13 protein-coding genes are annotated in these 13,518 nt (G+C 59.9%); 5 read left to right on the plus strand and 8 right to left on the minus strand.

What is annotated here, in order from left to right; translation table 11 throughout:
• The first annotated feature begins 95 nt into the window (after positions 1 to 95).
• Entirely contained in the window at positions 96 to 1,562 is a 1,467-nt protein-coding gene (ubiD, locus tag AC1RJ3_RS06020) for a 4-hydroxy-3-polyprenylbenzoate decarboxylase (RefSeq protein ID WP_054594581.1), read from the plus strand.
• Positions 1,562 to 2,548: a CDP-6-deoxy-delta-3,4-glucoseen reductase gene (locus AC1RJ3_RS06025; protein ID WP_103317839.1), complete on the plus strand. Its 987-nt coding sequence runs from the start codon at positions 1,562 to 1,564 to the stop codon at positions 2,546 to 2,548. The genes ubiD and AC1RJ3_RS06025 overlap by 1 nt, the downstream gene beginning before the upstream one ends.
• Here AC1RJ3_RS06025 and AC1RJ3_RS06030 read toward each other — a convergent pair.
• Complete coding sequence (locus AC1RJ3_RS06030; protein WP_493077943.1) at positions 2,545 to 3,024, minus strand: sn-glycerol-3-phosphate transporter; 480 nt, start codon at positions 3,022 to 3,024, stop codon at positions 2,545 to 2,547. The genes AC1RJ3_RS06025 and AC1RJ3_RS06030 overlap by 4 nt on opposite strands.
• 341 nt (positions 3,025 to 3,365) lie before the next feature.
• Here AC1RJ3_RS06030 and AC1RJ3_RS06035 point away from each other — a divergent pair, with 341 nt between their 5' ends.
• Positions 3,366 to 4,004, plus strand: a complete 639-nt coding sequence (locus AC1RJ3_RS06035; protein ID WP_054594578.1) for a gamma-glutamylcyclotransferase — start codon at positions 3,366 to 3,368, stop codon at positions 4,002 to 4,004.
• Here AC1RJ3_RS06035 and glpT read toward each other — a convergent pair.
• The 3 genes from glpT to AC1RJ3_RS06050 form a co-directional block, all read right to left on the minus strand.
• Positions 4,001 to 5,350 (minus strand): glycerol-3-phosphate transporter, encoded by a 1,350-nt coding sequence (gene glpT, locus AC1RJ3_RS06040; RefSeq protein WP_054594577.1) that lies wholly within the window; start codon positions 5,348 to 5,350, stop codon positions 4,001 to 4,003. The genes AC1RJ3_RS06035 and glpT overlap by 4 nt on opposite strands.
• 165 nt (positions 5,351 to 5,515) lie before the next feature.
• Positions 5,516 to 6,130, minus strand: a complete 615-nt coding sequence (locus AC1RJ3_RS06045) for a flagellar basal body-associated protein FliL (RefSeq protein WP_493077945.1) — start codon at positions 6,128 to 6,130, stop codon at positions 5,516 to 5,518.
• Between the two features lie 51 nt (positions 6,131 to 6,181).
• Complete coding sequence (locus AC1RJ3_RS06050) at positions 6,182 to 7,159, minus strand: NADPH:quinone oxidoreductase family protein (RefSeq protein WP_493077947.1); 978 nt, start codon at positions 7,157 to 7,159, stop codon at positions 6,182 to 6,184.
• 151 nt (positions 7,160 to 7,310) lie between these two features.
• Here AC1RJ3_RS06050 and AC1RJ3_RS06055 point away from each other — a divergent pair, with 151 nt between their 5' ends.
• Positions 7,311 to 7,718 carry a flagellar basal body-associated protein FliL gene (locus AC1RJ3_RS06055; protein ID WP_054594575.1) on the plus strand — a complete coding sequence of 136 codons (408 nt, stop codon included), beginning with the start codon at positions 7,311 to 7,313 and terminating at the stop codon, positions 7,716 to 7,718.
• Positions 7,719 to 7,761: 43 nt separating this feature from the next.
• Here AC1RJ3_RS06055 and AC1RJ3_RS06060 read toward each other — a convergent pair whose 3' ends face one another.
• The 4 genes from AC1RJ3_RS06060 to AC1RJ3_RS06075 all read right to left on the minus strand — a co-directional run bounded on the left by AC1RJ3_RS06060 (position 7,762) and on the right by AC1RJ3_RS06075 (position 13,137).
• A complete protein-coding gene (locus tag AC1RJ3_RS06060) occupies positions 7,762 to 8,880 on the minus strand; it encodes an ABC transporter permease (protein WP_054594574.1) in 1,119 nt (372 codons plus the stop codon).
• The gene (rbbA, locus tag AC1RJ3_RS06065) at positions 8,880 to 11,603 is read right to left on the minus strand and encodes a ribosome-associated ATPase/putative transporter RbbA (protein WP_493077950.1); all 2,724 of its coding nucleotides are present in this window, start codon (positions 11,601 to 11,603) and stop codon (positions 8,880 to 8,882) included. Before rbbA ends, AC1RJ3_RS06060 begins: the two co-directional genes overlap by 1 nt.
• Complete coding sequence (locus AC1RJ3_RS06070) at positions 11,600 to 12,565, minus strand: HlyD family secretion protein (protein WP_347928294.1); 966 nt, start codon at positions 12,563 to 12,565, stop codon at positions 11,600 to 11,602. The genes rbbA and AC1RJ3_RS06070 overlap by 4 nt, the downstream gene beginning before the upstream one ends.
• Positions 12,566 to 12,687: 122 nt before the next feature.
• Positions 12,688 to 13,137, minus strand: a complete 450-nt coding sequence (locus AC1RJ3_RS06075; protein ID WP_493077952.1) for an EVE domain-containing protein — start codon at positions 13,135 to 13,137, stop codon at positions 12,688 to 12,690.
• 199 nt (positions 13,138 to 13,336) lie between these two features.
• Between AC1RJ3_RS06075 and AC1RJ3_RS06080 the strand changes: the two genes are divergently transcribed.
• Positions 13,337 to 13,495, plus strand: coding sequence for a hypothetical protein (locus AC1RJ3_RS06080; RefSeq protein ID WP_178098566.1), 159 nt, complete (start codon positions 13,337 to 13,339; stop codon positions 13,493 to 13,495).
• Positions 13,496 to 13,518 lie beyond the last annotated feature (23 nt).

Genomic DNA, 13,518 nt, shown 5'->3' on the forward strand with positions numbered 1-13,518 from the left:
TGACCGTTGATGATTTGCCTGGTCACTCTTCTGAATGGGTGGGTTCGAGGCTAAACTCATGCCCCCGAACGCCATGGCCAAAACGAGGCTAACGCATGCAGTATCGCGACTTGCGCGACTTTATCAGCGGCCTGGAACAGCGCGGCGAGCTCAAGCGCATCCAGGTTCCGGTGTCCCCAGTGCTGGAAATGACCGAGGTCTGCGATCGCACCTTGCGGGCCAAGGGCCCGGCGCTGCTGTTCGAAAACCCGACCGGTTATGACATTCCCGTGCTTGGCAACCTGTTCGGTACGCCTGAGCGCGTGGCCTTGGGCATGGGCGCCGAAGCTGTCAGCGAACTACGCGAGATTGGCAAGTTGCTGGCCTTCCTCAAGGAGCCCGAGCCACCAAAGGGGCTGAAAGATGCCTGGTCCAAGCTGCCGATCTTCCGCAAAATCATTGCCATGGCGCCGAAAGTCGTCAAGGACGCGGTCTGCCAGGAAGTGGTCATCGAAGGCGATGACGTCGACCTGGCAATGCTGCCGGTGCAGACCTGCTGGCCCGGCGACGTCGGCCCGCTGATCACCTGGGGCCTGACAGTCACCAAAGGCCCGAACAAGGACCGCCAGAACCTCGGCATCTATCGCCAGCAAGTGATTGGCCGCAACAAAGTCATCATGCGCTGGTTGAGCCACCGTGGCGGCGCGCTGGACTATCGCGAGTGGTGCGAAAAACATCCGGGCCAGCCATTCCCGGTGTCCGTGGCATTGGGTGCCGACCCTGCAACCATTCTCGGCGCGGTAACGCCGGTGCCGGACAGCCTGTCCGAGTACGCCTTCGCCGGCCTCTTGCGCGGTAACCGTACCGAGCTTGTGAAGTGCCGTGGCAACGACCTGCAAGTGCCGGCCACCGCCGAGATCATCCTTGAAGGTGTGATTCATCCAGGCGAAATGGCCGATGAAGGTCCGTACGGCGACCACACCGGCTATTACAACGAAGTCGACAGCTTCCCGGTGTTCACCGTCGAGCGCATCACGCACCGCATCAAACCGATCTACCACAGCACCTACACCGGCCGTCCACCGGATGAGCCGGCGATTCTCGGTGTGGCGCTGAATGAAGTGTTCGTGCCGATCCTGCAAAAGCAGTTTCCGGAGATCACCGACTTCTACCTGCCGCCTGAAGGCTGCTCGTACCGCATGGCTATCGTGACCATGAAAAAGCAGTACCCCGGCCATGCCAAGCGGGTAATGCTCGGTGTCTGGTCGTTTTTGCGACAGTTCATGTACACCAAGTTCGTTATCGTCACTGACGACGATATCAACGCCCGCGACTGGAACGACGTGATCTGGGCCATCACCACGCGCATGGACCCCAAGCGCGATACGGTGATGATCGATAACACGCCGATCGACTACCTCGACTTCGCCTCGCCGATTTCCGGCCTGGGGTCGAAAATGGGGCTCGATGCCACGCATAAATGGCCCGGCGAAACCACCCGCGAGTGGGGCCGGGTAATCGTCAAGGATGAGGCGGTAACACGCCGGATCGATGCCATCTGGAATCAATTAGGAATAGATTGATGCGTGTAACCTTGCAGCCGTCCGGAGCAGTGCTTGAGATACTGCCCGGCGAGCGGATTCTCGATGGGGCGCGGCGCCTGGGCTATGAGTGCCCGCAAAGCTGCCGTAATGGCAACTGCCACGTTTGCGCGGCGTTGCTGGTCGAAGGTCGGGTCAAGCAGACCGGCGATGTGCGCGATCACGGTGAGTTCTACACTTGCATAGCAGAGCCGCTGGAAGACTGCATCGTATTGTGGGATGGCGTCCTTGCGCTGGGAGAACTACCGGTGCGCAGCCTGTCGTGTCAGGTCACTGAATGCGTAGACGTCGGCGGTGATACCTGGCGGGTTCGACTGCGGGCACCGGCTGGCAAGCCGCCGCGCTATCACGCCGGGCAGTACCTGCTGATCGAGCGCGAGAATGGCGAGAAATCCGCCTTCTCGCTGGCCTCTGCGCCGCATTCAGGGCGAGATCTGGAACTGCATGTGCTGGCGCGCGAAGCCAGTGCGCTCAGCCTGATCGAGCAGTTGCAGCGCAATCGCATGGTGCGCATTGAAATGCCCTTCGGCGATACGCATCTGGCCGAGTTGCCTGACTGTCCGCTGGTGTTGATGGCGGCGGGTACCGGCATGGGGCAGATCCACAGCCTGATCGAGCATTGCCGGGCCAAGGGCTTCAAGCATCCGGTACACCTGTACTGGGGCGTGCGGCGGCCGGAAGACTTCTATCAGATCGAACATTGGGATGAATGGCTGAAGCTGCCCAACCTGTTCCTGCACAAGGTCGTCAGCGATCTGTGCGGTTGGGAAGGGCGTTGCGGCATGCTGCACGAGGCGGTTTGCGAGGATTTCCCCGACCTGAAGTCCCTGCATGTGTACGCCAGCGGTTCGCCGGCGATGGTTTACGGCACGCTGGATGCCTTGGTCAACGCCGGGATGGACGCGCACCAGATGCGCGCTGACGTCTTCGCCTACGCGCCTCGTCCACAAGCCAACAACCCTGCCTAAAAGCGCACGCCGGTGGTGATCATCGCGGCGTTAAAGCCGAGCAGAACCAACTCGGCAGCGACCGGGCCGTAATGCGCGCCCAGTGATGGAATGATCACGGGCGCTATACCGAAGTGGTTGAGCGGAATCTTGTCCTTGGACTCACCGCTGTAACCCTGGAGTAATCCACCGGTCAGTTTTATATACACCGGATAGTCGGCGCTCTCGTAACGCTTCCCCGCATAGGCGTAATACGAGCGCTGACTGAACGAGTTACGAAAAGTCACCGCGCCAAACAGCCAGCCGGATGCTTCATTGCGTTCAAGGCCGATCAGGTCCTGATTGTTATTGTGATCGGGGTCTGGCGAATAGTGTTTGGTATAGAGGCTACCTTGCAGGTACCAGAAGCCCTTGTCTGCTTGAGTCGGGCTTTCGACTGCCAGCGCCGGGGTGGCCAGCGCCAGCAACAGCAGTCCGTACATTTTCAGGTTTTTCATCTTGCGACCTCTATTGGTAATTCGGCTTGCGCCTGTGGAGGCTGCTATACGCCTGCATTCAAAGAAGGGGCGGCAGGGTATCAGACGTATACGTCAGAAAGATCTGTTAAATGACGGTTGATTCTGAACGGCCGCAAGGCTTATGCATATTTCATTCGGGTATTTAAGATATTTCCCAAAGAGTATTAGGCTATATATCAGACTCCTTAATTGGCGCAGTCCTTGATATAGAAGGGTCATACGTCCTTTAGCACTTTTCGTTTTACGTTTACTGCTATATGTTCTATGACGTTAATCTTGCTTACATCCTGTAATACTTGTGGGACTGAACACCCTTTGCCATGACCGCCATTGAATCTGCTTGTTTGAATCTGGCTTACCCTCCGCGGCTCGATCTGGGCGCGCAGCTGACTCACGAACAATTGCTCAGCTCGATGCAGGCCACCATGGCCCGGCACAAGGGCGGGCCGGTCTGGTTATTCGCTTACGGTTCATTGATCTGGCGCCCGGAATGCACAGCGGTCGAGCGGGTGCGCGGACGCGTGCATGGTTACCATCGCGGCTTGTACCTGTGGTCTCACGAACATCGTGGTACGCCGGAAATGCCGGGGCTGGTGTTTGGCCTGGATCGCGGTGGGTCTTGCAGCGGCTTTGCCTATCGGTTGCCCGAGGAGCAATTGGAAGCCTCGTTGTTTGCCTTGTGGCAGCGCGAAATGCCGGTGCCGTCTTATCGCCCGCACTGGCTCAATTGCCGGCTGGAAGACGGCAGCAAGGTTCAGGCATTGGGGTTTGTTTTGGAGCGGCACCTGCCCAGCTATGCCGGCAACTTGCCGGACCATGTGCTGAGCCAGGTGTTCGAAAGCGCTTGCGGGCGTTACGGCACTACTCGCGATTATGTCGAGCAGACCGTCCACGCCCTGCGCAGCCACGCCATGCCAGACCGGAATCTGGAGGCGCGGCTCAAGCGCTGCAAGGCTTAAGCGAGCGCTTCACGGCCCTGACTGGCGACTTGCTTGTGCCACAAGGTCGGTGCCAGGCAAGCCATCGCCAGCAGGCACGCACCAACCAGCAACACGAAGCCGCCGTCCCAGCCGAAATGGTCCACGGTGTAGCCCATCGCTGCACTGGCCGCGACCGAGCCGCCCAGATAGCCGAACAAACCGGTGAAACCCGCAGCCGTGCCGGCGGCTTTCTTCGGCGCCAGTTCCAGCGCTTGCAGGCCGATCAGCATCACCGGACCATAGATCAGGAAACCGATGGAGAACAGCGCGATCATGTCGATGGTCGGATTGCCGGCCGGGTTCAGCCAGTAAACCAGAGTCGCTACGGTCACTAGTGCCATGAACACCATGCCGGTCAGGCCACGGTTGCCGCGGAAGATCTTGTCCGACATCCAGCCACACAACAGCGTGCCCGGAATACCGGCCCACTCGTAGAAGAAATACGCCCACGAGGTTTTATCCACGTCGAAGTGCTTGGCTTCCTTCAGGTAGGTCGGCGCCCAGTCCAGTACGCCGTAGCGCAGCAGATAGACGAAGACGTTGGCCATGGCGATGTACCAGAGCATTTTGTTGCGCAGCACGTACTTGACGAAGATTTCCTTGGCGCTGAATTCGTCTTCGTGGCTGGCGTCGTAGCCTTCCGGGTAATCGTTCTTGTACTTCTCGATGGGTGGCAGGCCTACCGATTGCGGGGTATCGCGCATCACCATGAAGGCGAACACAGCCACCAGCAACGCAACGGCGGCGGGGACGTAGAACGCCGCGTGCCAGTCGTTGAACAGGCCCATGCCAAGCAGGAACAACGGGCCGATCAGGCCACCGCCGACGTTATGCGCGACGTTCCAGACCGACACCACGCCACCGCGTTCTTTCTGCGACCACCAATGCACCATGGTCCGGCCACTCGGTGGCCAGCCCATGCCCTGGGCCCAGCCGTTGATGAACAGCAGGATGAACATCATGGTCACGCTGGACGTTGCCCACGGTGCGAAACCGAAAATGAACATGACCCCGGCCGATACCAGCAAGCCGAAGGGCAGGAAGTAACGCGGGTTGGAACGGTCGGACACCAGCCCCATCAAAAACTTCGACAAACCGTAGGCAATCGCGATCGCCGACATCGCCAGGCCCAACTGGCCACGGGTGTAGCCTTCGTCGATCAGGTACGGCATGGCCAGGGAGAAGTTTTTGCGCAGCAGGTAATAACCGGCGTAGCCAAAGAAAATCCCGGCGAAGATTTGCCAGCGCAGGCGCCGGTAGGTGCTGTCTACGTGTTCTTCAGGCAATGGAGCCTGATGGGCGGCAGGACGAAAAAAAGCAAACATTCAAGAGCTCCAGATTTCTTGTTTTGACTGCGGATGCGAATGTTACAGTTTCGTTACCGAAAAAAGCACCGCTTGTAGCCAAGGAAATCCAGAGAAGTGAACGAGAACGCATGTTCTTTTATGAACATGCGCTCTTCAGGTGGAGGGGCGGGGGGATTCGGATAATCAGCTGCCATCTCCGGGCAACAGATGTTCCTGGATCTTCTTGCTGTGGGATTCGACCAAATTCCCCTGGTCGTCGAAGCGCAATACGATCAGCCAGTCATAGACGTCTTCCGGCCAGGATTTCTGCCCGGTCAACGCTTGGCCATCACCACCGAACGCTTCGATCAGATTGTCGATATGCCCGTGATGCCAGGCGATCAATACGACCGGGGCCTGGTTGTTCTTGCCCAGTGATTTGACCAGTTTGTCGACTTCTTCATCGGCATAGGGTTGCTCGATCAGAAGGTGCAGACGCTGCGACAGCGGTGTCAGGGTCAGCCGTGGTCGCGCGCTGGACTTGCTGTCGCTGGTGGCGATCAGGCGTTGCGGTACCAGGTTCTTGCTGCCCAACTGCAGTGGGTCGAAATAGTGCGCATACGCCTCGGCGCGCTGCTCGCCACGAGGGCTGAGTCCCATGCCCTGATCGGGTTTTTCCGCATGTCGGACGATCAGTACGGTGACATTTTTCAAGCCCGGAACCTCCTTGTTATTCTGATTTGCCAATGTCTGCATTGAAATCAACAGTGCAGGCAAGACCGCCAGACTCAATAACAGCTTGCGCAGCATCATGCTCATCCTCCGTCCTGTGATGGGTAAACAGACTCGAAGCGTAGCAGGGAGTCGTGTTCACCGTACCCGCACCACCACCTTTCCAACGGCCTTGCGCTGGCCCAGATCATTGATGGCGTTGGCCGCCTGAGCCAGCGGGTAAACCTGCGACACCAGAGGCTTGAGCTTGCCTTCGGCGAACCAGCCGAACAGTTGCTGGAAGTTGGCGGCGTTGTCTTGCGGCTGGCGTTGGGCGAATGAGCCCCAGAACACTCCAAGTACGGCTGCACCCTTGAGCAGGGCGAGGTTCACCGGCAGTTCGGGGATGCGTCCGCTGGCGAAACCGACCACCAGCAGGCGGCCATTCCAGGCAATGGCGCGGATCGCCTGGTCGAACAGGTCGCCACCCACCGGATCGTAGATCACGTCGGCACCGTTGCCATCGGTCAGGCGCTTTATTTCGTCCTTGAGGTTGGCTTCGCTGTAGTTGATCAGCTCATCGGCGCCGGCAGCCTTGGCCACGGCGAGCTTCTCGGCGCTGCTGGCGGCAGCGATGACCCGGGCACCCATGGCTTTACCGATTTCCACGGCGGCCAGGCCGACACCGCCCGAAGCGCCGAGCACCAGCAGGGTTTCCCCCGGTTGCAGGTTGCCGCGCTGTTTCAACGCGTGCATCGAAGTGCCGTAGGTCATGCTGAAGGCTGCGGCGGTGTTGAAGTCCATCGACGGCGGGATAGGCAACACGTTGTAGCCCGGCACCGCGACTTGCTCGGCAAAACTGCCCCATCCGGTCAGTGCCATGACCCGGTCACCGACCTTGAGGTGGCTGACTTTTTCGCCCACCGCGCTCACCACTCCAGCCGCTTCACCGCCCGGCGAAAACGGGAAGGGTGGCTTGAACTGGTATTTGCCCTCGATGATCAGCGTGTCAGGGAAGTTCACCCCGGCCGCATGCACGTCCAGCAGGATTTCGTTCTTCTTGGCGACAGGACTCGCGACTTCTTCCAGCACCAGCGATTCGGCAGGGCCGAAGGCTTTGCACAGCACGGCTTTCATCAGGGCTATTCCTTTGGGAGTGATGGCCGATAAGTGTAGGTGTGTGAGTCAACGGGTCAACGAGCATGCCCGCCCCTGATAGGCAGCCATAAGCTTTGTGCTTGGGCTGCGGGTGGTTATGCTAGGCCGCAAACCGGATGAGGAGCGAATTGTGAAAGCGTGGATCATGTTGATGCTGGCCCTGTCTCTGCCTGTGGCAGCGATGGCCGAAGAAGCCAAAGAAGGCGAAGCGCCGAAAGTCAGCTATATCAGCCTGAGCCCACCGTTCGTGGGTAACTATGGGCTGGATGGCACCCAGAAGCTCAAGGTCTACAAGGCTGATGTGGCGTTGCGGGTAACCGGCGAGGACGCGGTCAAGGCCGTGAAGGCCAACGAACCGTTGATTCGCAATCAGTTGGTGGCGTTGTTTTCTCAGCAGACCACTGAAGCCATGAACAACGTCGAAGCGAAAGAGAAGCTGCGTCAGGAAGCCTTGAAGCAGACCCAGCAAGTGATGAATGACGAGACCGGCAAGCCGATGGTGGACGATCTGTTGTTCAATAACCTGATCATCCAGTAAACAGACTGTGGCGCAGGGGCAAGCCCCTCGCCGCATGAAGTGTTCAGGACGCCAGGCTTTTGCGAAACCGCTTCAGCGCAATCGCAAAGAACAGCAAGCCAATGGCGCTCAGCGCCAGTAAGTCCGGCCAGACCACGCTGACTCCGGCGTCGCGAAACAGTATTGCGGCGCTGAGACTGACGAAGTGCGTCGACGGCGAGCCCTGCATCACCCATTGCAGCCATTGCGGCATGCTGTCCAGCGGTGTACTGCCGCCGGACAGCAGCAACATCGGAATAATCACCGGAATGGCCAGCAAGCCGAACTGGGGTGTCGAGCGGGCCAGGGTCGCGAGGAAAATCCCCAGCGCCGTGCTGGCGAACAGGTAAACCGCGGTCACCAGCAAAAACAGCGCCATGGAGCCCGCCAGCGGCACGCCCAGTGCGCCTTTGACGATGATTTCCAGCGATGCCCAGGTGCATAGCACCACCACCAGCATGTTGCTCCAGATTTTCGCCAGCATGATTTCCAGTGCTGTCAGCGGCAGCACCAGCAAGTGGTCGAGCGTGCCATGTTCGCGCTCACGCAGCAGTGCCGTGCCAGTCAAGATGATGGCGAGGATGGTGATGTTGTTGACGATCTGAATCACCGCCAGGAACCAGCCGCCTTCCAGATTGGTATTGAACAGCGAACGGGTGGTCAGCAGGGCGGGGGCTTTGCCGGTCGGGTCGCTTTGGTCGTTGTAGCTCAACAGTTCGCGCTGGAAAATCCGTGCGATGTAACCCGCGCCCATGAACGCCTGGCTCATGGCCGTGGCATCGACATTGACCTGCACCGCAGGCTGGCGCCCGGCCAACATATCCGCCTGGAAACTGGCTGGCACGTTTATGACAAAGGTGTACTGGCCGCTGTCCATCACCTGATCCAGTTGCCCATAGGGTAACAACACTGGACGCTGGAATTCCGGGGGTTGCAGGCTCTGGGCCAGTTGTCGCGACAGGTTGCTGTGATCTTCGTCGACGATGGCCACGCTGGCGTTATGCACGCCGATCACCGAGCCTGCGGCCGGCATGTAGATCGCCACCGTAAAGGCGTAGAGCAGGAACAGCAGCAAGACGCTGTCATGCTGCAGGCTGCTCATTTCCTTGAGGCCAAGGCGCAGTATGTGCGCAAGCTTGTGCATCAGGCCTCCTGCTTTTTCAGCATGACCAGGCTGAGCCCGGTGAACCCGATAAAGAATCCGAACAGCGCCAGGCACTGCGGCCATAACTGCCGTATATCCAGCGCCTTGGTGAAGGTGCCGACGGTAATGTCGAGGAAGTAGCCCGCCGGAAACAGCATGCCCATGACCGCCGCCGCGCCATCGAGAGATGAGCGCGGCACGATCAGCCCGGAAAACTGGATGGTCGGCAGGCTGGTGATGATCATGGTGCCGAGGATGGCGGCGATCTGGGTCCGGGTGAACGCCGAAATCAGCAGGCCCATGCTGGTGGTTGCCAGCACATACAGCAACCCGCCGAAGGCCAGGGTCAACGCACTGCCCTTGAATGGCACGCCGAAGAGCCAGCGGTTCATGGCCGTCAGGACCGCGAGGTTGATCAGGCTCACCAGCAGATATGGCGCCTGTTTACCCAGCAAAAACTCCAGGCGGGTCAGGGGCGTGGCGTAGAAGTTGGTGATCGAGCCGAGCTCTTTCTCCCGCACGATCCCCAGCGCAGTGAGCATGGCCGGAATGAACGCGAGGATCAGCGCCATCACCCCGGGCCCGATGGCGTTGACGCTGACCACATCCTGGTTGTAGCGGAAACGGGTTTCCAGTTTGGCGGCTGACTGTCGATTCAGCGCAGGGCTGCTCTGCTCGGCCAGTTGTTCAATGTTGGCCAGGTGCACGGCCTCTACATAGTTGCGACTGGTCTCGGCGCGAAACGGCATGCCGCCATCGAGCCAGGCCGCCACGGTCGGTTGGCGACCGGCGTACAGGTCGCGACCAAAGCCTGGCGGGATCTCCAGCGCCAATTTGATTTCCGAGCGCTGAAGACGGCGATGCAGCTCTGCGGCATCGCGGATCGACGGCTGCTCGCTGAAGTAGCGAGAGCCGCGAAAAGCTTCCAGGTAGGCGCGGCTTTGCGGCGTCTGGTCCTGGTCGTAGACGGCGAAGGCGAGTTTTTCCACGTCCAGGGAAATGCCGTAGCCGAAGATCACCATCATGAAAATCGCCCCCAGCAGGGCGAAGGCCATTCGTACTTTGTCCCGCAGCAATTCCTTGCCTTCGCGACTGGCGACCGCCAGCAGGCGTCCGAGGCTGAAGCCGCGATCCTTCAACTGCATGACCGGGTTGATCGTCGCGTCGGCGGGGCCAGCAGGCGTCGGTGACTCGGCCGGGTCTTGAGCTTGTTCCAGGCAGGTAACAAATGCCGCTTCCAGGGTCTGCCCCCCGAACTGCTGTTGCAGCGCCGCCGGGGTATCGCAGGCGAGTACCTTGCCAGCGTGCATCAGCGAAATGCGGTCGCAGCGCTGGGCTTCGTTCATGAAGTGGGTCGAGAGAAAGATCGTTACACCTTGCTCACGCGACAACTCGATCAGCAGCCGCCAGAAATCGTCCCGTGCTGCCGGGTCCACGCCGGAGGTCGGTTCGTCGAGGATCAACACTTCCGGGCGATGCAGCACCGCCACCGCCAGCGACAAACGCTGGCGCAGGCCCAACGGCAATGCGCCGGACTGCTGTTCGGCGACGCTGCCCAGCTTGAAGCGCTGGATCAGTTCGTCGATGCGCCGGGCACTGTCGGTTTTGGGCAAATCGAACAGTCGCGCATGCAAATCCAGGTTCCGCCGCACGCTGAGTTCGCCATACAGCGAGAAGCTTTGAGACATGAAGCCGACCCGTTTGCGGGTAGCCAGGTCCTTGGCGTCCACCGGATTGCCCAGCAGCGAGGCGTGGCCTTCGCTGGCCGGAATCAGCCCGGTGAGGACTTTCATGGTGGTGGTTTTGCCGCAGCCGTTGGAGCCCAGGAAGCCGAAAATCTCCCCGCGTCCGATGGCAAAGCTGACCTTGTCTACCGCGGTGAAATCACCGAAACGCAGGGTCAGGTCGTGGGCTTCGATGGCAATGTCGGTGCTGGCGCGGGTTCTGGGGGCAATGACTAGCGGTTGCTTGTCGTGGTCGCGGCTGCCTTGAAAATGGGTGAACGCTTCATCGAGTTTACCGCTGGCGGTGACAGCGACCAGTTCGTGCGTCATGCCGGTAGCGATCAGCTTGCCGCCGTCGAGCATCAGGCAGTGTTCGAATTGCTCGGCTTCTTCCATGTAGGCAGTGGCGACCAGCAACGTCAGCTGCGGGCGTTGGCGACGTACATCGTCGATCAGCTCCCAGAAGCGCCGCCGTGACAAGGGATCGACACCGGTGGTGGGTTCGTCGAGGATCAGCAAATCCGGCTCGTGAATCAGCGCACAGCAGAGTCCGAGCTTCTGTTTCATGCCGCCCGACAGCTTGCCTGCAGGACGATCGGCAAAACCCAGCAGATCAGTGGCCAGCAACAGACTACGCATGCGCTGCTCGAAGTCGGCTTTCGAGAGCCCGAACAGGGTGGCAAAAAAGTGGATGTTCTCGCGGATCGATAGCTCGGGGTACAGATTGCCGCCCAGGCCCTGGGGCATGAACGCAATACGAGCGTAGAGGCTGTTGCGATGAAGGCGATCCTGGATTGAGCCGCCGAGTACTTCCAGTTGGCCTTGTTGCAGGGTCTTCACACCGGCGATCAGCCCCAGCAGGCTCGACTTGCCGGCGCCATCCGGGCCGATCAGCCCGCAGCGAGTGCCGGCCGGCAGGCTGAACGCGATGTCGGTCAGTGCCTGCTGTTTGCCATAACGGTGCTGGAGGCCGGTGGTGCGCAGCGCCAGACCGGTCATTGCAGATTGGCCGGCCAGTCAACAGGGGCGGTGCGCACATAGCCGGCACCGGGCATGCCCGGTTTGGCCTGGGGCATGGCGCTCGGGTCAGTCAGTCGCAGCTTGACGCGGAACACCAGCTTTTGCCGCTCGTCGCGCGTTTCGACCTCTTTGGGTGTGAACTGCGATTTGGCCGCCACGAAACTGATTTTTGCCGGCAGTGGATGGCCGGGCAGGGCGTCGAGCAGGATCCGGGCTTCATCGCCGACGGTCAGGCGCCCGGTCACGGACGCTGAGAGGTAAAGATTCATGTACTGATCATTCGGATCGATCAGCATTAATACGCGTCCGCCCGCACCGAGCACTTCGCCGGGCTCGGCCATGCGCAGCTGGATGACGCCGTCGATCGGTGCCCGCAAACTGCTGTCGTCGATTTCGCTGGTCAGTTGGGCGACCTGTGCCTGAGCTGCACCAATGGCGGCCCCGACGGCCGAAACCTGGGCGCGGGCCGCTGCGACGGCGGCATTGGCGGTGTCGAAGCGCGCCTGTTGTTGATCGATGATCTGGCCGCTGGCGTAACCGCGCCTGAACAGTTCCTGGGAGCGTTTGAGTTCCTGTTGGGCGAGCAATAGTTCGCTCTGGCGCAGTTGCACATTGGCCTGGGCGGCAGAAAGGTTCTCCCGGGCACGCAGTACTTCGGCCTCGGCCTGGTTGCGCTGGGCTTCGAGGGTGCGGGTGTCCATGCGCGCCAGCAATTGCCCCTTGATCACCTTGTCGCCTTCATTGACGCGCACTTCGGCCAGTCGCCCGGGCGTTTTACTGGCGATCTGCACTTCGGTGGCTTCGAGGCGTCCGTTGCCGACATACAGGCCTTCAGGCAGGCGGTCATGCATCGATTTCCAGTAACCAAAGCCCCCGGCGGCCAGCAGCAGAATGATCAGAGAGCTGGCGAAAAAAATCGAAGAACGGCTGTGCGTTGACATTCGGGCATCCTGCGACGGTAACGTCCTAGTTTGAACGGGCGAGCGCCGAGGCGCCTTGATGTCCGTCAACTGAAGGCCAAGCCTAACCCGATTGACCAGGTGACCGGCCGGTTCTGCATTATTTAGCGCAGGTCGAGCACCGCCGCCCATTGTTCGGCGGTCACCGGCATCACCGACAATCGCGAACCTTTCTGTACCAGCGGCATTCCCGACAGTGCCGTCTGCTGTTTCAGATAGTCGAGCTTCAGCACTTTGGGAAATGTCTCGACGTGACCAACATTGATCGCGCTCCAGGCATTTTTCTCGGGCGTGGCCTTCGGGTCGAAGTAAACACTCTCGGGTTCCAGCGCCGTCGGGTCCGGGTATGCCGCTTCGATGATTCGACCGATCCCGGCGATGCCCGGTTCAGGGCAGCTGGAGTGGTAAAAGAAAAACTCGTCGCCAACCGCCATGGCCCGCAGGAAGTTGCGTGCCTGATAGTTGCGAACGCCGTCCCAGCGGGCTTCGCCGAGCTTCTCCAGGCCTTTGATCGAGAGCTCGTCGGGCTCGGATTTCATAAGCCAGTAGGCCATCTTTTTTTGCTCCGAAAGCGGTGGTCGGGAACGTTGTCCGGCGATTTTATGACAAACCGACGGTCGGTTGACGCCAGCGTTTGCGTGTCGCTTCACGTTACCGCAAAATGCCGGACTTTTAAGCGAGACGCGGCAAGCACGGCCTATTTCGGATACCGTTGCTGTCATCGTGTGCGACATGCCTTGAGGGGGGCAATCGATGAAACGCAAACCGGATTTACTGTGGATTTTAGTGATTGTGTTCGGCCTGGGCGTCGTAACCACGGGGTATGCGCAAAGCCTCTGGGCGAACAAGACTGATGCACCGATCGAAGTCGCGCAACAACAGAAACAACCTCTAAAGCCGCACAAGCGCTAAAACCGCTGCAAGCGACGCCGCTG

This window comes from Pseudomonas sp. GW822-FHT04C11 (assembly GCF_058800905.1).

Excerpts from the sequence above, each read along its gene's own strand:
- ubiD (WP_054594581.1), top strand. The coding sequence starts at position 96 with ATGCAGTATCGCGACTTGCGCGACTTTATCAGCGGCCTGGAACAGCGC.
- AC1RJ3_RS06025 (WP_103317839.1), top strand. The coding sequence starts at position 1,562 with ATGCGTGTAACCTTGCAGCCGTCCGGAGCAGTGCTTGAGATACTGCCC.
- AC1RJ3_RS06030 (WP_493077943.1), bottom strand. The coding sequence starts at position 3,024 with ATGAAAAACCTGAAAATGTACGGACTGCTGTTGCTGGCGCTGGCCACC.
- AC1RJ3_RS06035 (WP_054594578.1), top strand. The coding sequence starts at position 3,366 with ATGACCGCCATTGAATCTGCTTGTTTGAATCTGGCTTACCCTCCGCGG.
- glpT (WP_054594577.1), bottom strand. The coding sequence starts at position 5,350 with ATGTTTGCTTTTTTTCGTCCTGCCGCCCATCAGGCTCCATTGCCTGAA.
- AC1RJ3_RS06045 (WP_493077945.1), bottom strand. The coding sequence starts at position 6,130 with ATGAGCATGATGCTGCGCAAGCTGTTATTGAGTCTGGCGGTCTTGCCT.
- AC1RJ3_RS06050 (WP_493077947.1), bottom strand. The coding sequence starts at position 7,159 with ATGAAAGCCGTGCTGTGCAAAGCCTTCGGCCCTGCCGAATCGCTGGTG.
- AC1RJ3_RS06060 (WP_054594574.1), bottom strand. The coding sequence starts at position 8,880 with ATGCACAAGCTTGCGCACATACTGCGCCTTGGCCTCAAGGAAATGAGC.
- rbbA (WP_493077950.1), bottom strand. The coding sequence starts at position 11,603 with ATGACCGGTCTGGCGCTGCGCACCACCGGCCTCCAGCACCGTTATGGC.
- AC1RJ3_RS06070 (WP_347928294.1), bottom strand. The coding sequence starts at position 12,565 with ATGTCAACGCACAGCCGTTCTTCGATTTTTTTCGCCAGCTCTCTGATC.
- AC1RJ3_RS06075 (WP_493077952.1), bottom strand. The coding sequence starts at position 13,137 with ATGGCCTACTGGCTTATGAAATCCGAGCCCGACGAGCTCTCGATCAAA.
- AC1RJ3_RS06080 (WP_178098566.1), top strand. The coding sequence starts at position 13,337 with ATGAAACGCAAACCGGATTTACTGTGGATTTTAGTGATTGTGTTCGGC.